This window comes from Ideonella benzenivorans (genome assembly GCF_020387415.1).
Lineage (GTDB): Bacteria > Pseudomonadota > Gammaproteobacteria > Burkholderiales > Burkholderiaceae_C > Ideonella > Ideonella benzenivorans.
Map to the genome: position 1 here is coordinate 1 of NZ_JAGWCB010000014.1, position 21198 is coordinate 21198.

Sequence of the window (21198 nt, forward strand, 5' to 3'; positions counted from 1 at the left end):
CTGAACTGGCGCAGCCCCATTCAGGTCTTCGCAGAACTCATGCGCGGCTTGGCCCAAGCCCATCAGGCTACAGTCCACTGATCAAGCAACCCGGGTGGGGTGTTGCACTTCAGATTTGAGAACGCCCCTGTTAATTCAAACGTTGAGGCTGGGCGGTCTCAAATCTGAAGTGCAACACCTTGCCAACCGGTAAGGTGTGAGGATGACGACGAGATACAGGCAACTGCAACCCGAAGAGCGCGTGACGATTGCGGCGCTGCGTCTGCAAAACCGGGCAAATTCAAAGGTGCCGGGCAACAACTGCTCGGACAGCACCACCGGCAGGAAGCAAGGTTGGTTGGCAACGGTGCGGTAGCGGGCCATGGGCATCCCCAGCACAAGGCGACACATTCACCTGCAAGCCCCATGCCGCAACGATAGGCTGGGGCCATTACCCCACATCCGAACCAAGCACCGACACGGACGTCCCATGCCTGAGATCCACATGCTGCTCGACCGCACCGGGACCGCCATGGGCGGGGTTTCGCTGCAGCTTCGTTAGCCGCATGAAAAAGCGACTACTCTTTGCAGTCCTCATCGGGGCGGGCGCAGTCGGGCTGCTCATGGTCCCCTTTCTCGGCGCTTTTACAGTTGGGCTGGTGCTGGCAATTATTTGCGCCCTGTCTGGCAGTCTCTTGGGTCCGTATTGCCACAACAGTGAGTACGTTGAAGTTGGTTTCGCGTGGATCACAGTTCACTCCAGCCACGTCTACGTCGTATATTGGGCACTGTTCAGTGCAACCATATTCGTCTTGCTTACGCTAGTTTCATTCGTCTCCCGCGGGCGCGGCAAGCGGAATGGGAAACAGTGACGATTCAGCCCCGGAGTGCAAAGCCCTGGGGCCCCTATATGCCCCTCTCCAAACACTAGGCTGGTCTCGGCTTCAGCAAAGCCAGTCGCACCTCCTGACCCGCCCCCTAGCTTCGTGAAGCCGCTTCACAGACCAGCAAAACGCCAGCCCTGAAGCACAGCGACAGTCACGAGAAAACTCCCCGTTCTTGCCTCATGAAACTCTCTTCCCCGCGCATCCGGCGCCTGGCCCTGGGGGTCGTCGTGCTGGTGCTGGTCGCCCTGGGCGTGCAGCACTTTGTCTTCCGCCAGCCCGCGCCGCCGTCGCTGATCACCGCCAAGGTGCAGCGCGCCGACATCGAGGACACCGTGCTGGCCAATGGCACGCTGCAGGCCTTCAAGCAGGTCAGCGTGGGCGCCCAGGTGTCGGGCCAGGTCAAGTCGCTCAAGGTGGCCTTGGGGGACATGGTCAAGAAGGGCCAGCTGGTGGCCGAGATCGACTCGATGACGCAGCAGAACACGCTGCGCACCACTCAGACCACGCTGGCCAATGTGCAGGCCCAGCTGAAGTCGGCCCAGGCCACGCTGGCGCAGAACCAGCGCACCCTGGCCCGCCAGCAGCAGATGCGGCGTTCGGACGCCAGCGCCCAGGCCGACCTGGACAGTGCCCGTGAAGGCGTCGAGACCGCGCAGGCCAATGTGGAGGCGCTGAAGGCCCAGGTAGAGGCCGCCCGCATCGCCGTGGACACTGCCCAGGTGAACCTGGGCTACACGCGCATCACCTCGCCGATCGACGGCCAGGTGGTCTACATCGTGACCGAGGAGGGCACGACGGTGAACTCCAACCAGTCCACGCCGACCATCCTGATCGTGGCCCAGGTGGACACGATGACGGTGAAGGCGTCCATCTCCGAAGCGGATGTGACCAGTGTGAAGCCGGGCCAGAAGGTGTACTTCACCATCCTGGGCGAACCCGACCGCCGCTGGGACACCACGCTGCGCAGCATCGAGCCCGCCACCGACAGCATCAGCTCCAGCAGCACCTCCAGCACCAGCAGCAGTTCCACCAACAGCACCACCAGCGCCACCGCCATTTACTACAACGGCAAGCTGGATGTGCCCAACCCGGACCACCTGCTGCGCATCTCGATGACGGCCACGGTGCACATCGTGCGCAACGCGGCGAAGAACGCGCTGACCATCCCCGCCGGCGCCCTGGGCCCACGCGGCCAGGATGGCCAGACCCAGGTGCAGGTGGTGGGCCAGGACGGGCGCCCCCAGACCCGCGCGGTCAAGATCGGCATCAACAACAACGTGACCGCCCAGGTGCTGGACGGCTTGCGCGAAGGTGAGCAGGTGGTGCTGGGCAACGCGGCCAGCACCAGCAGCGGCAGCAACCAGCGGCGCATGGGCCCGCCGATGTTCTGACGCCGGCACCATGAGCGAACACACGCAAGCCGCCCCGCTGCTGGACCTGCGCGGCGTCGGCCGCGAATTCCCCGCCGGCGAAGGCACCCTGACGGTGCTGCAGGACATCAACCTGCAGATCCAGGCCGGTGAGATGGTGGCCATCGTCGGCCAGTCGGGCTCCGGCAAGTCCACATTGATGAACCTGATCGGCTGCCTGGACCAGGCCAGCCGCGGCCGCTACGCCATCGCCGGGCGCGAGGTGGCCCAGCTCCGCCCGGACGAGCTGGCCGAGCTGCGGCGCGAACACTTCGGCTTTATCTTCCAGCGCTATCACCTGCTGTCCGACCTGACGGCCCAGGGCAATGTGGAGGTGCCGGCGATCTACGCCGGCCTGCCGGCCGCGGAGCGCCACAGCCGCGCACAGGCCCTGCTGCAGCGCCTGGGGCTGGGCGACCGCACGCAACATGTGCCGGGCAAGCTCTCCGGCGGCCAGCAACAGCGGGTGTCCATCGCCCGCGCGCTGATGAACGGCGGCAGCGTCATCCTGGCCGATGAGCCCACCGGGGCGCTGGACAGCGGCTCGGGCGAAGAGGTGATGCGCATCCTGGGCGAGCTGCATGCCCAGGGCCAGACCATCATCATCGTCACCCACGACATGGGCGTGGCCCGCCACGCCGAGCGCATCGTGGAGCTGAAGGACGGCCGCATCGTCTCCGATGCGCCCAACACCCCGGTGCGGTCCGCCACCCCGGCGGCCGGCCCGCACACGCCACCCGCGCACGCCCGCCCCCAGACCCTGGCCCGCCGTTGGCGCGCCACCGCCGACAGCCTGGGCGAAGCTTTCCACATGGCCTTGCTGGCCATGAACGCGCACCGCCTGCGCACCCTGCTGACCATGCTGGGCATCGTCATCGGCATCGCCTCGGTGGTGTCGGTGGTGGCCCTGGGCCGCGGCTCGCAGCAGAAGGTGCTGGCCAACATCAGCAGCATCGGCACCAACACCATCGAGGTGTTCTCGGGTCTGGGCTTTGGCGACCCACGCTCCGCGCGCATCCAGACCCTGCGGCCAGACGACGCCGACGCCCTGGCCGAGCAGTCCTATGTGGACAGCGTGACGCCCAATGTGCAGACCTCGGTCACGGCGCGGGTGGGCAACATCGACGCCTCGGTCAACGTCAACGGCGTGGGCGAGCAGTACTTTCGCGTCAAGGGCCTGACCATGGCCCTGGGCACCGCCTTCGATGCCAACGGCATCCGCCGCTACGCCCAGGTGGCGGTGATCGACGACAACGCCAAGAAGAAGCTGTTCCCCACCGGCGACCCGATCGGCCAGGTGCTGTTCCTGGGCAGTATGCCGGTCTACGTGGTGGGCGTCACCGCCAAGAAGGACAGCGCCTTCGGCCCCAACAGCGAGAGCCTGAACATCTTCGTGCCCTACACCACGGCGATGCGGCGTCTGATCGGCCAGGGCTATCTGCGCAGCATCACGGTGCGGGTGGATGACTCCGCACCGATGGCCGCGGCCGAGCAGGGCATCAACCAGCTGCTGGAGCGCCGCCACGGCCGGGTGGACTTCTACGTGCTCAACACCGACAGCATCCGCCAGACCATCGAGAGCACCACCCAGACCCTGACCCTGCTGATCGCCTCGATCGCGGTCATTTCCCTGGTGGTGGGCGGCATCGGGGTGATGAACATCATGCTGGTGAGCGTGACTGAACGCACCGCCGAGATCGGCGTGCGCATGGCGGTGGGCGCGCGCCAGCGCGACATCCAGCAGCAGTTCCTGATCGAGGCGGTGCTGGTCTGCCTGCTGGGCGGCGTGCTGGGCATCGCCGGCGCCCTGGGCTTCGGCGCGCTGTTCTCGCATTTCAGCCAGGACTTTGCCCTGTCCTTCTCACCCACCGCGATGGGCGCGGCCTTCCTCTGCGCCACGCTGATCGGCGTCGTGTTCGGCTACCTGCCAGCCCGCAGCGCCGCCCGCCTCAACCCGGTCGAGGCCCTGTCCCGTGATTGATCCCATGGCCGCTCGCTCCCGCTTCTTCCCGCTCCAGGCGCTGACCCTAGCCACCCTCACCTTGCTGGCCAGCGGCTGCGCCGTCACCCGCACGCCCTACAGCGCGCCCGAACCGGCCGTGCCGGCGCAGTGGGACACCCCGAGCCCGTCGGCAGCCCCGGCGGCCGCCGCCACCGACCGCTGGTGGACCCGCTTCGACGACCCGACCCTGACCGCCCTGGTGGACGAGGCCCTGCGGCGCAACGCCGACATGGCCGTGGCCGCCCTGTCGGTCAAGCAGGCGCAGCTGGCCGCCGGCCTGGCCGACAACGACCGCTGGCCCGTGCCCAGCGCCAGCCTGGGCAGCACCTCGCAGCGCGCCATCCACCACGCCGGCACCCGCAGCCAGACCCACAGCGTCAGCGGGGGCGTGAGCTGGGAAGTGGACCTGTGGCAGCGCCTGGCCGCGCTGAGCGACGCCGCCGAATGGGAGGCCCAGGCCACCGAGCAGGACCGCCAGGCCACCGCCCTGAGCCTGGCCGGCACCGTGGCCGAGGATTACTGGCAGCTGGCCTACCTGAACCAGCGCGTGACCAGCGCCCAAGCCAGCCTGGACTACGCGCAGCGCACCCGCGATCTGGTGAAAGCGCAGTACGCGGCCGGTGCGGTCTCAGGCCTGGACCTGCAGCAGGCCGAGCAGACCGTGCTGAGCCAACAAGCCAGCCTCTCGGCCCTGGCGGAACAGCGCTCACAAGCCCGCCACGCGCTGGTGCTCCTGTTCGACCATGCGCCCAGCGCGGCGGCGCTGGCCGGCCTGCTGCCGCAGGAGCCGCAGACCCTGCCCGAGCGACCCCTTCCGCCGGTGGCCGCCGGCGTACCCGCCGAGGTGCTGGGCCGCCGCCCCGACCTGCGCGCGGCCGAACTGCGCCTGCGCGAAACCCTGGCCAGCCACGATGCCGCCGCCGCGGCCTACTACCCCACGCTGAGCCTGACGGGCGCCCTGGGCAGCAGCAGCAACGCGTTGGGCAACCTGCTGTCCAACCCGGTGGGCACGCTGGGCGCGGGCCTGACCCTGCCCTTCCTGCGGGTGCGCGAAATGCACCTGACCAATGCCAAGAACCAGGCGGCCTATGAAAGCGCGGTCATCGGCTACCGCCAGACCCTCTACAGCGCCCTGGCCGATGTGCAGAACGCCCTGAGCAACCGCGAGGCCCTGGCCCGCCAGGGCGAGTGGCTGGCCGGCTCGCTGGCTGCAGCCCGCCAGGTCGAGGCCATGACCGAGGTGCGCTACCGCCACGGCGCGGTGGCGCTCAAGGACTGGCTGGACGCCCAGGAAAGCCGCCGCAGCGCAGAGGTCGCCCTGGCCGAAAACCAGCTCGCGCGCCTGCAGAACCAGGTGACGCTTTACCAGGCCCTGGGCGGCGGGGTCTGACCCCCGTCTCCGGCCCTGGTCTCAGGGCAAGGCCTGCAAGGCCGCCCGCAGCGCGGCGGCATCCGGCAGAAAGCGGATGTCCGTCACCTCCAGCGCCTTCAGCTGGATCAGCGTGGCCTGCCCGGTTTGGCGTGGCAGGTCGGCGGCCTCGGCCGCGTCCTGCACCAGCCCGAGGGAGAACGGCAGTTCGCGCAGCTTGGGCAGGGCGAACATGCGGGTGATCAGCGCCGGCATGGCACTGATGTCGGCCAGCGCGATGACCCGGTGCTGCACCAGGGCCGCGGCACCCCACTCGGCCAGCACCGGGTGAACCCAGGCACTGGCCTGCTTGTCGGCCGTGAAGACGATCGCCTGGACCGAGGCATCCAGATAGACGGCACGGGCATTGGCGTCCAGCACCCTGCGCACGGTCAACGATGTGCCCACCATGGCCGGCTCCGTCGGAATGGGGGCGGCTTCGGGCGCGCCCCAGGCCAGCCCCGCCCAGCCGCCCAGGGCCCCCAGCAGCCACTGGCGACGGCGCGGCGCGCCACGGAAAGGTGTCGTCGAGGTCAGCGTGTGCATGGCGCGATGGTAGCGGCCGCGCGCATCAGCCCGCAGGCCAGCGCCCCCACCCGTTTCAGGCCGGCGCGCTGCGCGTCGTCCCAGCGGCTGGCCACGCCCAGGCGGATGCAGTGGCGGAAGCGGTCGGTGGCGCTGAACATGGTGCCCGGCGCAATGCAGATGCGCTCGGCCAGGCAGGCCTGGTAGAGCGCCCTCGAGTCCACGCCTTCGGGCAGCTCTACCCAGAGGATGTAGCCACCGGGCGGGTCGGTCACCCGGCTGCCCTTGGGAAAGTGGCGGGCGATCAGGTCACGCGCCTCGTCCACCCGGGCGGCGATGGTGCTGCGCAGCGCGCGGTAGCTGGCCTCGATGCCGGGCTGGGTCAGCAGATCGGCCATGGCCCGCTGCAACATCACCGTCTGTCCGCCGCCGGTGGTGGCCTTCAAGCGGGCCAGCTTGTCCAGCCAGCGGCCCGGCGCCACCCAGCCCATGCGCAGACCCGGGGCGATGGTCTTGCTGAACGAGCCGCACAGCATCACCTGCCCGCTGGGGTCGAAGGAGGCCACCGCCCGGCGCTTGTCCTCCTGCTCGACCAGGTCGTTGCACAGCACATCCTCGATCAGCGGGATGCCGCGCGCGGCCGTCATCTGGGCCAGCCGGCGCCGCTCCGGCAGCGGCATGCAGGCGCCCAGCGGGTTGCTCAGCGTGGGCACCACCAGCACGGCCTTGACCGGCTGGGTGTCGAAGGCCAGTTGCAGCGCATCCAGCGAGAGGCCGGTGCGCGGGTGAGTGGGGATCTCCAACGCGCGCAGGTGCAGCGCCTCCAGGATCTCCAGAAAGCCGAAATAGGTCGGGGACTCCAGCGCCACCACATCGCCCGGCCGCGTCACCGCCCGCAGGCACAGGCTGATCGACTCCAGACAGCTGTTGGTGACCACGATGTCGCGCGCCTCGTAGCCGCAGCCCATGCGCAGCGTGTGGCGGGCGATGGCGCGGCGCAGTTCTTCGTCGCCCTGCCCGAGCGGGTACTGGCACAGCGTGGCCCGGTGCCGCTGGGTGGCTCGGCTGACCGCGCGCCGCACCCGCTCCTCGTCGAACAGATCGGCCGAGGGACAAGCGGCGCCAAAGGACAGATAGCTCGGATCCGACGCGAGCTGCATCACCTGCTGCGACATGGAGCTCACATCCACCGGCAGCGAGGCCTCGGGCGGGCGCGAGGCCTCGGGCTCCGGCAGCCGGCGCGGCCGGGCCGCCACAAAGTAGCCGGAACGGGCCCGGGCCTCGATCAGCCGGGCATCCTCCAGCGTGCGGTAGGCCTGCACCACCGTGGCCAGCGAGACCCCGCGGGCGCGGGCCAGCTCGCGCACCGAGGGAATGCGCTCGCCGCGGGCCAGCGTGCCGGCCCGGATCGGCCCGGCCAGCGATTCGGCGATCTGCAGGTACAGGGTGTCGGCGGCGGTGTTCATGGCCCCATTCTGTATGGGTCACTCCCGGCCCAACCAGTACAGATACCCTCGAGACAGACCAGCACAGCCGCGCCCCAGGGCCGGGTGTGGTGCCCAAGATCATCGCGCGCTGTGGCTGGGCCAGACGGGCGGCACCGCCTACGGTAGAGGCCATGAACACGCTGCCCTTTCCACCGCCTTCCGCCCTGCGGCAAGACCGCAGCCTGCCCCCAGCCGTCCGCGCGTCGGCGCCCGCCCTGCCGGCCCACCTGGCCCCGCCCACGTTGGCCCTGGCGTCCGGCGAGGTTCACAGCCGCACCGGCGCGGCCGGCAGCCGGCTGCACGTCCAGGCCGGGCGGGTGTGGCTGACCGAGACCGACGATGCGCAGGACCACTTTCTGGATCCCGGCGACAGCCACCTGGTGCGCGGCTCCGGTCTGCTGGTGGTGGAGGCCCTGGGCCCCGAGGTGGCGGTGCTGGCCTGGGAAGCGCGCTAGCCTTGTCCTGACGCAGACTGGGCCCATGGGCGGCCGTTTAAGATGCCGTCTTTACGCTCGGAAACGTCGGTCATGGAAGCTTGGATGCCCCCGCTGCGCTATTGGGTTCTGGCGATCTTCATCGCGTCGGCGCTCTACGCCCACCTGCGCGGCAAGGTGCGCTTTGGCCTGGTGCGGGCGCTGACGGACTTCACCGTGCTGCTGGCCCCGGTCAACGCGCTGCTGTACCTGGGCTCCAAGGTGCCGGCCAAGCCCTTCCTGGACGCCAAGGACTTCCCCGAGCTGAAGCCGCTGCAGGAACACTGGGAAGAGATCCGCGCCGAGGCCTTGCGCCTGAACGACGAAGGCTTCATCAAGGCCGCCGAGGGCTACACCGACATCGGCTTCAACTCCTTCTTCCGCACCGGCTGGAAGCGCTTCTACCTGAAGTGGTATGGCGAGGACATGCCCTCGGCCACCAAGCTGTGCCCGCGCACGGTGGAACTGGTCAACCAGATCCCCGGCATCAAGGCGGCCATGTTCACCTCGCTGCCGCCGGGCGCGCGCCTGGTGCGCCACCGCGACCCCTTTGCCGGCTCCATCCGCTATCACCTGGGTCTGATCACGCCCAACTCGGACGAATGCTTCATCGAGGTGGATGGCCAGCGCCGCTCCTGGCATGACGGCGAGCCGATGATGTTCGACGAGACCTACATCCACTACGCCGAGAACAAGACCGACCACCCGCGGGTGATCCTCTTCTGCGACGTGGAGCGCCCGGTCTACACCGCGCCGCTGGCCTGGTTCAACCGCGCCTTCGGCCGCATCGTGCTGAACGCCGCCCGCACCCAGAACGTGGAAGGCGAGTCGATCGGCCTGGTCAACAAGATCTTCGCCCACGGCTACAAGCTGCGCCTGGCCGGCAAGGCCCTGAAGGCCAAGTCCCGCACCACCTATTACGTGCTCAAGTGGGTGGCCATCCTGGGCGCGCTGTACCTGATCTTCCGCTGAAGCCCTCCGGGCGCGCGACATGATCCTGCTGCTGTGGACCGCCGCTGCGCTGGGCCTGCTGCTCTGGACCGGCCTGAGCTGGGCGCTGTGGGCCCTGCTGACGCACGACCCCAGCTGGGTCGTTGCGCTCAAGACCTGGCTGGATGCCAGCCCGCTGGCCGGCTGGCTGGATCAGGTGGCGCCGGGTTGGGACGGTGTGCTGGCCGCCACGGTGGGCCTGCTGCAGGCCCTGCTGCGCGGCGTGGCCCCGTGGGTGTCCTGGGTGCTGGGGGCCGTCTGGGTCGGTGGCTGCCTGCTGGGTCTGGCCCTCGCCGGCCTGCTGCACTGGGCCATCCGGGTCGGCAGCACCCCGGTCCGTCCTGCGGCCCCACCGCCTGCCGCGCCCCCACCGGCCACGGCCTGAGCGGGCCCCGGGCATCCCACTTGCTTGCCCGGCCGCCATGAACTTCCGACCCCGTTTTGTCCTGGCGCCCCTGGTCGCCAGTGCCGCCGCCCTGCTGGGGCTGCTGGCCCCGGCCGCCCAGGCCGCCACCCCGCCCCGCCCGGCCCCCCCCACCGCGGCGCAGGCCAGTTGCCTGAGCGACTGCACGCCCCGCATCGGCATCGTCTCGGCCTTCGGCGCCGAGGCCGACCTCTTGCTGGGCCGACTGCAGCACCCCAAGACCTGGACGATCACCGGCAAGCGCTTCACCACCGGCGAGCTCGAAGGCCACCGCGTGGTGGTGGTGCTCAGCGGCGTCAGCCTCGTCAACGCCACCCTCACCACCCAGCAGCTGCTGGACCACTTCCGCATCGACCGGCTGGTGATGAGCGGCATCGCCGGCGGCGTGAACCCGGCCAACCATGTGGGGGACGTGACGGTGCCCGAGCGCTGGGCCCTGCCGCTGGAGACCTTCTGGAACGAAAGCGACACCCTGCCCGCCCCCTGCGGCCAGACCGGTGACCTGAGCTGCCTGGGCCTGAACCTGGCCGCGCCGGACGGCCAGCCCCTGCCGCCCTTCCAGCACCAGTTCCCGCGGGGCACCTACCTGCTCAACACGGCCAATGCCCCGCAGGGCGAGTACCGCTTCGACTACCCGGTGGACGCGGCCATGCTGGCCACGGTGCGCACGCTGCAGCCGCGCCTGCAGCGCTGCGGCCCCAAGGCCAAGCAGACCGATGGCAGCGTGGACGAAAAGCTCTGCGTGAAGGAACAGCCACGCCTGCGGGTGGGCGGGCGCGGCGTCTCGGGCCCGGTCTTCCTGGCCAATGCCGAGTACCGCGAGTACCTGTTCAAGCACCTGCAGGCCCAGACCTTCGAGATGGAGACCGCCGCGCTGGCCCATGTGGCCGCGGCCAACCAGGTGCCCTACATCGCCTTCCGCTCGCTGAGCGACCTGGCCGGCGCCGAGGGCTTCAATGCCGACGTGGGCGCCCTGTTCGCCAGCGGCCTGGCCGAGACCAACGAGGCCGAGGTGACGCTGTCCTTCCTGCGCGCCTGGCGCTCGCCCGTCACCGCCGTGGCCCACCGCCATGGAGGCGCCCGATGAGCCGCTTCCTGCGCCGCCCCGCCGCGCTGCTGAGCGCCCTGCTGCTGAGCGCCGGCCTGGCCCAGGCCCAGACCGTTCCCGTGGCCCCCCGCCCGGTCAAGGCGCTGGTGATCTCGATGTTCGGCCCCGAGGCCGAACCCTGGATCGAACCCTTCCAGCTGACCGAGTCGATCTCGGTGCCGGGCCTGTCGCCTGACCACCCGGCCCTGCGCTGCAACCGCGACGACGTCTGCCTGCTGACCACCGGCATGGGCCACGCCAATGCGGCCGCCTCGGTGCTGGCGGTCACGCTGGACCCGCGTTTCGACCTGCGCAAGACCTGGTTCCTGATCGCCGGCATCGCTGGCATCGACCCGGCCCAGGGCACGCTGGGCAGCGCCGCCTGGGCCCGCTGGCTGGTCGACACGGGCATCGCCCACGAAATCGATGCCCGCGAGATGCCCCAAGATTGGAGGACCGGCTACTTTGGCGTGCTGACTGCCGGGCCCGGCATCAAGCCCAAGCTGGAGTACCGCACCGAAGTGGCGCACCTGGACGACGCGCTGGTGAACAAGGCCCTGGCCCTGACCCGCGGCGTGCCGCTGGCCGACAGCCCCCAGGCCCAGGCCTACCGGGCCCACTACGCCAAAGGCAGCCCGGCGGCCCGGCCGCCCGCGGTGATCCAGTGCGACACCGCCGGCGGTGACACCTGGTGGCACGGCCACCGCCTGGGCCAGCATGTGCGGGACTGGGTGAAGCTGATGACCGACGGCCAGGGTCGCTACTGCACCACCCAGCAGGAGGACAACGCCAGCTACAACGCGCTGGAACGCGCAGCCGCCGCCGGCAAGGTGGACCTGAAGCGCCTGGCCGTGCTGCGCACCGGCTCCAACTTCGACCGCCCCTACCCCGGCCAGACGGCCCAGGCCTCGCTGAAGGCCTCGACCACCGGTGCCACCGGGGGCTTCGTGCCCGCCACGCAGAACCTGGCCCGTGTCGGTGGCGTGCTGGTGCGCGACATCGTCGCCCACTGGGACCAGTGGAAGGACGGTGTGCCCGCCCCGTGAGGGGGCCGGAGTGATGGCATGTGGGTTGCTTTACAGCGCGAACGACAACTTTGCGTTGCAGCAACCCATGACCACCCGTCATCACCCAGCCGCCCACCCCGCGGCGCAGTTCCGTCCCTCTCTGCTGAGCCTGGCGGCGCTGGCCGCCCTGCTCCCCACCGCCCCCACCTGGGCCCAGGACGCGACGGCCGGCGCCGAAGCCGGCAAGCTGACCACCATCACCGTGACCGCCGAGCGCCGCGAGGAAAACGCGCTCGAGGTGCCGATGTCGATCACGACGCTGCGCGGCGAGGCGCTGGACGTGATCAACTCCAGCGGCGAGGACCTGCGCATGCTCTCGGGCCGCGTGCCCAGCCTGAACATCGAATCCTCCTTCGGCCGGGCCTTCCCGCGCTTCTACATCCGCGGCTACGGCAACACCGACTTCCGCCTGAACGCCTCGCAGCCGGTGTCCCTGATCCTGGACGACATCGTGCAGGAGAACCCCATCCTCAAGGGCTTCCCCATCTTCGACAGCGAAGGCGTGGAAGTGCTGGCCGGCCCGCAGGGCACGCTGTTCGGCCGCAACACCCCGGCCGGCGTGGTCAAGTTCGACTCGGTCAAGCCGCAGAAGACCTTTGGCGGCTACGGCAGCCTGAGCTACGGCACCTACGGCACGGTCAACGCCGAGGGCGCGATCAACCTGCCGGTGGACGAACAGTGGCAGGCCCGCGTCTCGCTGCAATCGCAGCACCGTGACAACTGGGTCACCAACGAAGCGCCGGCCCCGGTGGTGCAGCAGACCCACAAGCTCGAAGGCTATGACGACAACGCCGTGCGCGCCCAGCTGCTGTACGGCGCCGGCACCCCCTTCAGCGCGCTGTTCAACGTGCACGCCCGCGACCTGAACGGCAGCGCCCGCCTGTTCCGCGCCAACATCATCCAGAGTGGCACGAACGACCTGGCCGACGGCTTCGACAAGAGCAAGGTCTCTCTGGATGGCAAGAACGAGCAGAAGCTCAGCAGCACCGGCGCCAACGCCCACCTGACCTGGGCCTTCGACGGCTACAAGCTGCACTCGATCACCGGCTTCGAGAAGGTCCATTCCTTCAGCCGCGGCGACGTGGACGGTGGCTACGGCGCCAGCTACCTGCCCTACATGGGGCCGGGCCTCATCCCCTTCTCCAGCGAGACCGCGGACGGTCTGCGCGCGCACCAGCAGTGGACGCAGGAACTGCGCGCCGAGTCCGCCACCAGCGGCCCGCTGAGCTGGCAGAGCGGCCTGTACTTCTTCCACGAGAAGTACGCCATGGACGCCTACAGCTACGACTCCACCAGCGGCGGCGCCCAGACCGGCCTGTCCACCACCACCCAGACCAACAACTCCTGGGCGGCCTTCGGTTCGGTCAACTACGCCATCGCACCGGATGTGACCGTGCGCGCCGGCCTGCGCTACACGCACGACTGGAAGAAGCTCTCGACCGACCCCGGCGACGTGGCGGTGGACGCCAGCGCCGGCCTGAGCGACACGGTGTCCAGCAACAAGGTCACCGGCGACCTGGCCGCCACCTGGTCGATCACCAAGGACACCAACCTCTACGCCCGCATCGCCACCGGCTACCGCGGCGCCAGCATCCTGCCGGCCTCGGGCTTCAACCCGATGTCCAACGCCGACCCGGAGACCACGACCTCCTACGAGGCGGGCGTGAAGTCCGAGCTGTTCGACCGCCGCGCCCGCGTGACGGCCAACGTCTTCCACTACGACGTCAAGAACCAGCAGCTGACCGCCGTGGGCGGCGCCAGCAACTCCACCCTGTTGCTCAGCGCCAAGAAGGCCATGGGCGAGGGCGTGGAAATGACGCTGGACGCCTACCTGACCGAGAACCTGCTGTTGAACCTGAACGGCAGCGTGAACACCACCAAGATCAAGGACAAGAACCTGGTGGTGGCCGGCTGTGCGCTGTGCACCGTGACCGACCCGGCGGGCACCGTCAGCGGCACCTACCACATCGACGGCAACCCGCTACCGCAGGCGCCCAAGTACGTGGCCAACGCCAACCTGCGCTACAGCCTGCCGATGGCCGATGGCAGCGAGTTCTACGTCTACACGGACTGGACCTACCGCAGCAAGATCAACTTCTTCCTGTACGAGTCCACCGAGTTCACGGGCAAGTCGCTGACCCAGGGCGGTCTGCGCCTGGGCTATGTCTGGGGCAACGGCAAGTACGAGGTCGCCGCCTTCGGCCGCAACATCACCAACAAGGTGGTGGTCAACGGCGCCATCGACTTCAACAACCTGACCGGCTTCATCAACGAACCGCGCACCTTCGGCGCGCAGTTCAAGGCGATGTTCTGAGCCTCAGGCCGCGGCGGCGCGGAAGGCGGTGTCCAGCTGGGCCAGCCACTGCGCCCGCTGCGCCGGGGCCACGAAACTGGCCTCGAAGCTGTTGCGGGCCAGCACATAGGCCTCCCGCGCGCCCAGCGCCGGCATGGCCTCGAAACAGGCCAGGTAGTTGGCGTTCAGGTAGCCGCCGAAATAGGCCGGGTCGTCCGAGTTCAGCATCGCCACCAGGCCGTGCGCCAGCAGCTGCGGCAGCTGGTGCTCGGCCAGGTCCTGGACGCCACAGAGCTTCAGGTTGGACAGCGGGCAGACCGTCAGTGGCACCCGCTCGGCGGCCAGCCGGTCCATCAGGGCCGGGTCCTCCACGCTGCGCACGCCGTGGTCGATGCGCTCGACCTTCAGCACGTCCAGCGCGCCCGTCACATAGGCGGGCGGCCCTTCCTCGCCCGCGTGGGCCACGCGGTGCAGGCCCAGCTCGGCCGCCTTGGCAAAGACGCGGGCGAACTTCTCCGGCGGGTGGCCGCGCTCGGAGCTGTCCAGGCCCACGCCGATGAAGTACTCGCGCCAGGGCAGCGCGGCCTCCAGCGTGGCCAGCGCGTCCTCCTCGCTCAGGTGGCGCAGAAAGCACAGGATCAGCTTGGCGCTGATGCCCAGTTCCTGGTGCGCCCGCTGACAGGCATGGTGCAGGCCCAGGATCACCGTCTGCATCGGCACGCCGCGGGCGGTGTGGGTCTGCGGGTCGAAGAAGATCTCGGTGTGGACCACGTTCTCGGCCGCCGCCTTCTCCAGGTAGGCCCAGGCCATGTCGAAGAAGTCTTCCTCCTTCAGCAGCACGCTGGCCCCGGCGTAATAGATGTCCAGGAAGCTCTGCAGGTCGGTGAAGGCATAGGCCGCGCGCAGGGCCTCGACGCTGGGATAGGCCAGCGCCACGCCATTGCGCTGGGCCAGCTTGAAGATCAGCTCGGGCTCCAGCGAGCCTTCGATGTGGATGTGGAGTTCGGCCTTGGGCATGGTGCGCAGCAGCGCAGGCAGCCGGTCGCGGCCAATGCGGTCAAAGGGGATGTTTGGCAGGGCGGCGGTCATGAACGGGCTCCGGAATGAACGGACGCGAGCGGCGTCCACGGGGCCATTCTGGCGCCCGCGCGGGGCTTTTTGTACACAGGATGTGTGGCACGTGACTTGCACCCACACCGTGCCCCTTCCCGGGGCTCCCGCACTTGGTGCATTTCCCTTCTTCTTTTTTGGAGTTCGATCCCATGACGTCTCGTCGCTCCCTGCTGGCCTCGGCCGGTGCGCTGGCCGGATCCCTTGCGCTGTCGAGCCCGGGCCTGGCCCTGGCCGCCGGCGGCAAGATCAAGGTGGCCGCGGTCTACACCGTGCCCTTCGAGCAGCAATGGGTGAGCCGCATCCACAAGGCCCTGAAGGCGGCCGAGGCCCGCGGCGAGATTGAATACAAAGCCACCGAGAACGTGGCCAACGCCGACTACGAGCGCGTGATGCGCGAGTACGCCACCGGCGGCGCCCAGCTGATCCTGGGCGAGGCCTTCGCGGTGGAAGCCGCCGCCCGCAAGGTGGCCAAGGACTTCCCCAAGACCGCCTTCCTGCTGGGCAGCTCGGGCAAGTCGCAGGCGCCCAACTTCGCGGTGTTCGACAACTTCATCCAGGAGCCGGCCTACCTGAGCGGCATGATCGCCGGCGCCATGACCAAGACCAACAAGATCGGCATGGTCGGCGGCTTCCCCATCCCCGAGGTGAACCGCCTGATGAACGCCTTCATGGCCGGCGCCAAGGAGACCAACCCCAAGGTCAGCTTCACCGTCAGCTTCATCAACAGCTGGTTCGACCCGCCCAAGGCCAAGGAGGCCACCTTCGCGATGATCGACAAGGGCGCCGACGTGCTCTACGCCGAGCGCTTTGGCGTCAGCGACGCGGCCAAGGAGAAAGGCAAGCTGGCGATCGGCAACGTGATCAACACCCAGCCCCAGTACCCCGACACCGTGGTGGCCTCGGCGCTGTGGAACATGGAGCCCTCGGTGGACCGCGCGATCCAGCTGGTCAAGGCCGGCAAGTTCGCCGCCGAGGACTACGGCATCTACTCGACCATGAAGTACAAGGGCTCCGAGCTGGCCCCGCTGGGCACCTTCGAGAAGAAGGTGCCGGCCGACGTGGTCGCCAAGGTCAAGGCCAAGGAAAAGGCCATCCTGGCCGGCAGCTTCAGCGTCAAGGTGGACGACAAACAACCCAAGTCCAGCGCCCAGTGAGTTCGTGAGCCAGTGACTTCCAACGACACGACGACCGGCACGGCCCCCGCGCCGGTGCTGCGCCTGTCGGGCATCACCAAGCGCTTCGGTGCGCTGACCGCCAACGACGGCATCTCGCTGGACCTGCGGGCCGGCGAGGTGCTGGCCCTGCTGGGCGAGAACGGCGCCGGCAAGAGCACGCTGATGTCCATCCTGTTCGGCCACTACACGGCCGACGCGGGCCACATCACCGTACATGGCCGGCCGTTGCCGCCGGGCCAGCCGCGGGCCGCGCTGGCGGCCGGCATCGGCATGGTGCACCAGCACTCCACGCTGGCCGACAACCTGACGGTGCTGGACAACGTGATGCTGGGCACCGAGCCGCTGTGGCAGCCCTTCACCCGCCGCCGGGCCGCGCGTGCGCGCCTGCTGGCGGTGGCGCAGCGCTTTGGCCTGACGGTGCAGCCCGAGGCCCGGGTGGGCACGCTCAGCGTGGGCGAGCGCCAGCGGGTCGAGATCCTCAAGGCCCTCTACCGCGATGCCCGCATCCTGATCCTGGACGAGCCCACCGCGGTGCTCACCCCGCAGGAGAGCGAGGCCCTGTTCGACACCCTGGGCCAGATGGTCGCCCAGGGCCTGGCCATCATCTTCATCAGCCACAAGCTGGGCGAGGTGCTGCGCGTCTCGCACCGGGTCGCCGTGTTGCGCGCCGGCCGGCTGGTGGCGCAGGCCCGCGCGGCGGACACCGATGCCGCCACGCTGGCCCAGTGGATGGTGGGCCAGGCCGTGGCCCGCACCGAACGCCACCCGGCCGAGCACCGGGACGGCCCGGTGGTGTGCGCGCTGCGCGGCGTGGCCACCGACGGCCACCCACGCGAGCAGCTGCACGACATCCACCTGGACCTGCGCGCCGGCGAGATCGTCGCGGTGGCCGGCGTCTCCGGCAATGGCCAGGTGGCGCTGGCCGAGCTGCTGTGCGGCACCCGCCGCGCCAGCCGCGGCACGCTCACCCTGGCCGGCCAGCCGCTGCGCGCCGCGCCGGCCTGGCTGGTGCAGCAGGGTGTGGCCCGCATCCCGGAAGACCGGCACGGCACCGGCGTGGTGGGCGACCTGCCGGTGTGGGAGAACGCGGTGGCCGAGCGCCTTGGCGAGACCCGTTTCTCACGCTGGGGCTGGGTGCGCCGCGACGCCGCCCGGGCCCATGCCGATCGGCTGGTGCGGGAATTCGACGTGCGCGGCGGCGGCCTGGATGTGCCGGCCCGTTCGCTGTCGGGCGGCAACATGCAGAAGCTGATCCTGGGCCGCGCCCTGCGCGCGCCCGATGGCCAGCCGCCGCGGCTGATCGTCGCCCACCAGCCCACCTGGGGCCTGGACGTGGGCGCGGTGGCGGCCATCCAGGCCCAGCTGCTGGCGGCCCGCGACGCCTGGGCCGCGGTGCTGCTGCTGTCCGATGACCTGGACGAGGTGATGACCCTGGGCGACCGCATCGCGGTGATGCACAGCGGCCACCTCGGCCCCGCCCGGCCCGCCGAGGCCTGGACCCGCGAGACCATCGGCCTGGCCATGGCCGGCCATGCCGAGGCCCCGCAAGGAGACCCTGTTGCGACTTGAACCCCGCGCCACCCCGTCCGCCCGCGCGCTGCTGCTCGCGCCGCTGGCGGCGGTGGGCTTCACCCTGTTGATCGCCTCCGCCCTGGTGGCCTGGGCCGGTGCGCCGGTGGGCACCACCTGGGGCCTGCTGCTGCAGGGCGGCTTTGGTTCCGTCTTCGCCTGGAGCGAGACCCTCACCCGCGCGGTGCCGCTGATGCTGACCGGCCTGGCCGCGGCGGTGGCCTTCCAGGCCCGCTTGTTCAACATCGGCGCCGAGGGCCAGCTCTACCTGGGCGCGCTGGCCGCGGTGGCGGTGGGCGGCCTGCACGACGGCACCGGCTTCGCGCTGCCGCCCTATGTGCTGTTCCCGCTGATGATGGCCGCCGCCGCGCTGGCCGGCGGCCTGCTGCTGCTGGGCCCGGCCCTGCTGAAGGCCCGCCTGGGCGTGGACGAGGTGGTGACCACGCTGCTGCTGAACTTCATCGTCGCGCTGTTCATCGGCGCCATGCTGGACGGCCCGATGAAGGACCCGCTGGCCATGGGCTGGCCGCAGAGCGTGGCCCTGCAGCCCGCGCTGGAGCTGGCCAAGCTGATCCCGCAGACCCGGGTGCACACCGGCCTGCTGTGGGCGCTGCTGCTGGCCGGCGCGCTGTGGGCGGTGATGCGCCGCACGGTGCTGGGCTTCCAGATCCGCGCGGTGGGGGCCAACGCCCGCGCCGCCGCCTTTGCCGGCGTGCCGGTGCAGCGCACCGTGGTGTGGGTGGCCCTGCTGTCGGGCGCGCTGGCCGGGCTGGCCGGCGCCATCGAGGTGGCCGGCCGCACCAGCTACCTGACGTTGGACATGTCCCCCGGCTACGGCTACAGCGGCATCGTCATCGCGATGCTGGCCGGCCTGCACCCGCTCGGTGTGGTGGTGGCCAGCATCTTCGTGGCCGGCGTGCTGGTGGGCGCGGACAGCATGAGCCGCGCCATCGGCGTGCCCACCTACCTGGCCGACGTGATCGTCGCCACCGCGCTGCTGGCGGTGCTGGTGGCCGCGCTGGCCGCCCGTTACCGCCTGGTGCGCAACCCGGCCGCGGCCAAGGGGGTGGCATGAACGATCTGCTGTCCTGGCTGGTGTTGCCGGAGTTCTGGGTCGCGGTGCTGCGCATCGCCACGCCGCTGATCCTGGGCACGCTGGGCGTGCTGCTGTGCGAGCGCGCCGGGGTGCTGAACCTGGGCGTGGAGGGCATCTGGGTGGCCGGCGCCTTTGCCGGCTGGCTGGCCGTCTACCACGGGGCCCCGCTGTGGGGCGGAGTGCTGGCCGCGGCCGCCGTGGGCGCGCTGGCCGGCCTGCTGCTGGCCGCGCTGACCGTGGGCCTGGCCTTGTCGCAACATGTGGCGGGCCTGGGCATCACGCTGCTGGCCACCGCGCTGAGCTATTTCGGCTACCGCGTGGCCTTCCCCAAGGTCAGCACGCCGCCCACCATCACCCCCTTCGCGCCGATGGACTGGCTGCCGGTGCCGGTGCTGAACCAGGAGACCCCGCTGACCCTGCTGGCCCTGGGGCTGGTGCCGTTGATCGCCTGGGGGCTGTTCCGCACCCCGCTGGGCCTGGCGGTGCGCATGGTGGGCGAGAACCCGCAGGCCGCCGAGGGCCAGGGCATCCCGGTGCGGGCGGTGCGCACCGGCGCCATCGTGGCCGGCTCGGCCCTGATGGGCGTGGCCGGCGCCTTTCTGACCCTGGCGGCCTTCAACGCCTTCTTCTTCAACATGGTCAACGGGCGCGGCTGGATCTGCGTGGCGTTGGTGGTGTTCGCCTCCTGGCGGCCGGGCAAGGCGTTGCTGGGCGCGCTGCTGTTCGCCTTCTTCGACGCGCTGCAGCTGCGCCTGCAGCAAAGCGGCGGGGCGGCCCTGCCCTTCCAGGTCTACCTGATGCTGCCCTATGCCCTGTCCATCCTGGCCCTGGTGCTGGTGGCCCGCCATGCGCGCTACCCTCAGGCCCTGATGAAACCCTACCGCAAGGGCGAGCGCTGAGCGCCCCGCCCCCTTGCCCGAGACCACCATGCTGGACCTGCTGATCCACAACGCCCGCCTGCCCGACGGTCGCGCCCACATGGGCGTGGCCGTGCAGGGCGGCCGCATCACCGCCCTGGAAGCGGGCCTGAGCCCCGCCACTGCGCCCGCCGCCCAGGTGGTGGACGCCGGCGACCAGCTGCTGAGCGCGCCCTTCGTCGATGCCCACTTTCACATGGACGCGACGCTGAGCTACGGCCTGCCGCGGGTCAACCAGAGCGGCACGCTGCTGGAGGGCATCGCGCTGTGGGGCGAGCTCAAGCCCCAGCTGACGCAGGAGGCACTGGTCGAGCGCGCCCTGGCCTACTGCGACTGGGCGGTGGCCAAGGGCCTGCTGGCCATCCGCAGCCACGTCGACGTGTGCGACCCGCGCCTCTTGGCAGTGGACGCGCTGCTGGAGGTCAAGCGGCGCGTGGCACCGTATATCGACCTGCAACTGGTCGCCTTTCCGCAGGACGGCGTGCTGCGCAGCCACGGCGCGCTGGACCTGCTGAAGGAGTCACTGAAGCGCGGTGTGGACGTGGTGGGCGGCATCCCCCACTTCGAGCGCACCATGGCCGATGGCGCGGCCAGCGTGAAGCTGCTGTGCGAGCTGGCCGCCGAGCAGGGCAAGCGGGTGGACATGCACTGCGACGAGAGCGACGACCCGCTGTCGCGCCATGTCGAGACCCTGGCCTACGAGACCCAGCGCCTGGGCCTGCACGGCCGTGTCACCGGCTCGCACCTGACCTCCATGCACAGCATGGACAACTACTACGTCAGCAAGCTGCTGGCCCTGATGGCCGAGGCGCGGCTGAACGTGGTGGCCAACCCACTGATCAACATCACGCTGCAGGGCCGGCACGACAGCTACCCCAAGCGGCGTGGCCTGACCCGCGTGCCCGAGCAGCTGGCCGCCGGCCTGACGGTGGCCTTCGGCCACGACTGCGTGATGGACCCCTGGTACAGCCTGGGCAGTGGCGACATGCTGGAAGTGGCGTCCATGGGCTTGCATGTGGCCCAGATGACCAGCCAGGCCGCGATGCGCCAGTGCTTCGAGGCGGTGACCACCGCCCCGGCCCAGATCCTGGGCCTGGACCACTTCGGCCTGGCGGTGGGCCGGGAAGCCAGCTTCGTGCTGCTGCAGGCCCGCGACCCCATCGAAGCCCTGCGCCTGCGGGCCCACCGCCTGGGCGTGTGGCGCCGGGGTGTGCAGCTGGCCGCCAGCGCCCCAGTGCAGACCACCCTGACGCTGCCCGGGCGGCCTGCCAGCACCGACTTCCGGCGCTGAGGCGCG

General features: G+C 70.0%; 18 protein-coding genes. 14 read left to right on the top strand and 4 right to left on the bottom strand.

The genetic code is table 11. The features are described from left to right. Positions 1–135 precede the first annotated feature (135 nt). The gene (locus tag KGA65_RS16020; protein WP_225864129.1) at positions 136–363 is read right to left on the bottom strand and encodes a hypothetical protein; all 228 of its coding nucleotides are present in this window, start codon (positions 361–363) and stop codon (positions 136–138) included. 682 nt (positions 364–1045) lie between these two features. Between KGA65_RS16020 and KGA65_RS16025 the strand changes: the two genes are divergently transcribed. Genes KGA65_RS16025 through KGA65_RS16035 form a run of 3 tightly spaced genes read left to right on the top strand, consistent with a single transcriptional unit; the run spans position 1046 to position 5667 of the window. Beyond that, positions 1046–2257 carry an efflux RND transporter periplasmic adaptor subunit gene (locus tag KGA65_RS16025; RefSeq protein ID WP_225864130.1) on the top strand — a complete coding sequence of 404 codons (1212 nt, stop codon included), beginning with the start codon at positions 1046–1048 and terminating at the stop codon, positions 2255–2257. 10 nt (positions 2258–2267) lie between these two features. Further along, positions 2268–4256 (top strand): MacB family efflux pump subunit, encoded by a 1989-nt coding sequence (locus KGA65_RS16030; RefSeq protein WP_225864131.1) that lies wholly within the window; start codon positions 2268–2270, stop codon positions 4254–4256. Between the two features lie 4 nt (positions 4257–4260). Beyond that, entirely contained in the window at positions 4261–5667 is a 1407-nt protein-coding gene (locus tag KGA65_RS16035; RefSeq protein ID WP_225864132.1) for an efflux transporter outer membrane subunit, read from the top strand. Positions 5668–5688: 21 nt separating this feature from the next. On the opposite strand, the gene KGA65_RS16040 is transcribed toward KGA65_RS16035, so the two are convergent. After that, the gene (locus KGA65_RS16040; RefSeq protein ID WP_225864133.1) at positions 5689–6231 is read right to left on the bottom strand and encodes a hypothetical protein; all 543 of its coding nucleotides are present in this window, start codon (positions 6229–6231) and stop codon (positions 5689–5691) included. After that, on the bottom strand, positions 6219–7676 hold the full coding sequence (locus KGA65_RS16045; protein ID WP_225864134.1) for an aminotransferase-like domain-containing protein: 1458 nt from the start codon (positions 7674–7676) through the stop codon (positions 6219–6221). The genes KGA65_RS16040 and KGA65_RS16045 overlap by 13 nt, the downstream gene beginning before the upstream one ends. A 152-nt stretch (positions 7677–7828) precedes the next feature. On the opposite strand from KGA65_RS16045, the gene KGA65_RS16050 reads away from it, so the two are divergent. From KGA65_RS16050 to KGA65_RS16075, 6 genes are all read left to right on the top strand, one after another. After that, positions 7829–8152, top strand: a complete 324-nt coding sequence (locus KGA65_RS16050) for a DUF2917 domain-containing protein (RefSeq protein ID WP_225864135.1) — start codon at positions 7829–7831, stop codon at positions 8150–8152. A gap of 93 nt (positions 8153–8245) precedes the next feature. After that, a complete protein-coding gene (locus KGA65_RS16055) occupies positions 8246–9142 on the top strand; it encodes an aspartyl/asparaginyl beta-hydroxylase domain-containing protein (RefSeq protein ID WP_225864194.1) in 897 nt (298 codons plus the stop codon). A 19-nt stretch (positions 9143–9161) separates the two neighbouring features. Further along, complete coding sequence (locus KGA65_RS16060; RefSeq protein WP_225864136.1) at positions 9162–9545, top strand: hypothetical protein; 384 nt, start codon at positions 9162–9164, stop codon at positions 9543–9545. Between the two features lie 37 nt (positions 9546–9582). Continuing rightward, positions 9583–10671, top strand: a complete 1089-nt coding sequence (locus tag KGA65_RS16065; RefSeq protein WP_225864137.1) for a 5'-methylthioadenosine/S-adenosylhomocysteine nucleosidase — start codon at positions 9583–9585, stop codon at positions 10669–10671. Further along, positions 10668–11717, top strand: a complete 1050-nt coding sequence (locus KGA65_RS16070) for a purine-nucleoside phosphorylase (RefSeq protein ID WP_225864138.1) — start codon at positions 10668–10670, stop codon at positions 11715–11717. The genes KGA65_RS16065 and KGA65_RS16070 overlap by 4 nt, the downstream gene beginning before the upstream one ends. Before the next feature lie 67 nt (positions 11718–11784). After that, positions 11785–14052, top strand: coding sequence for a TonB-dependent receptor (locus KGA65_RS16075; RefSeq protein WP_225864139.1), 2268 nt, complete (start codon positions 11785–11787; stop codon positions 14050–14052). A 3-nt stretch (positions 14053–14055) separates the two neighbouring features. Here KGA65_RS16075 and KGA65_RS16080 read toward each other — a convergent pair whose 3' ends face one another. Further along, entirely contained in the window at positions 14056–15120 is a 1065-nt protein-coding gene (locus KGA65_RS16080; RefSeq protein WP_225864140.1) for an adenosine deaminase, read from the bottom strand. 173 nt (positions 15121–15293) lie between these two features. On the opposite strand from KGA65_RS16080, the gene KGA65_RS16085 reads away from it, so the two are divergent. From KGA65_RS16085 to KGA65_RS16105, 5 genes are read left to right on the top strand one after another with little or no spacing between them, the layout of a single operon-like run. Continuing rightward, a complete protein-coding gene (locus KGA65_RS16085) occupies positions 15294–16298 on the top strand; it encodes a BMP family protein (protein WP_225864141.1) in 1005 nt (334 codons plus the stop codon). Between the two features lie 12 nt (positions 16299–16310). Then, the gene (locus tag KGA65_RS16090) at positions 16311–17888 is read left to right on the top strand and encodes an ABC transporter ATP-binding protein (RefSeq protein WP_225864142.1); all 1578 of its coding nucleotides are present in this window, start codon (positions 16311–16313) and stop codon (positions 17886–17888) included. Next, entirely contained in the window at positions 17878–18963 is a 1086-nt protein-coding gene (locus tag KGA65_RS16095) for an ABC transporter permease (protein ID WP_225864143.1), read from the top strand. Before KGA65_RS16090 ends, KGA65_RS16095 begins: the two co-directional genes overlap by 11 nt. Next, positions 18960–19883, top strand: a complete 924-nt coding sequence (locus KGA65_RS16100) for an ABC transporter permease (protein ID WP_225864144.1) — start codon at positions 18960–18962, stop codon at positions 19881–19883. The genes KGA65_RS16095 and KGA65_RS16100 overlap by 4 nt, the downstream gene beginning before the upstream one ends. A 28-nt stretch (positions 19884–19911) precedes the next feature. Next, positions 19912–21192 carry an amidohydrolase family protein gene (locus KGA65_RS16105; RefSeq protein WP_225864195.1) on the top strand — a complete coding sequence of 427 codons (1281 nt, stop codon included), beginning with the start codon at positions 19912–19914 and terminating at the stop codon, positions 21190–21192. Positions 21193–21198: the final 6 nt, after the last annotated feature.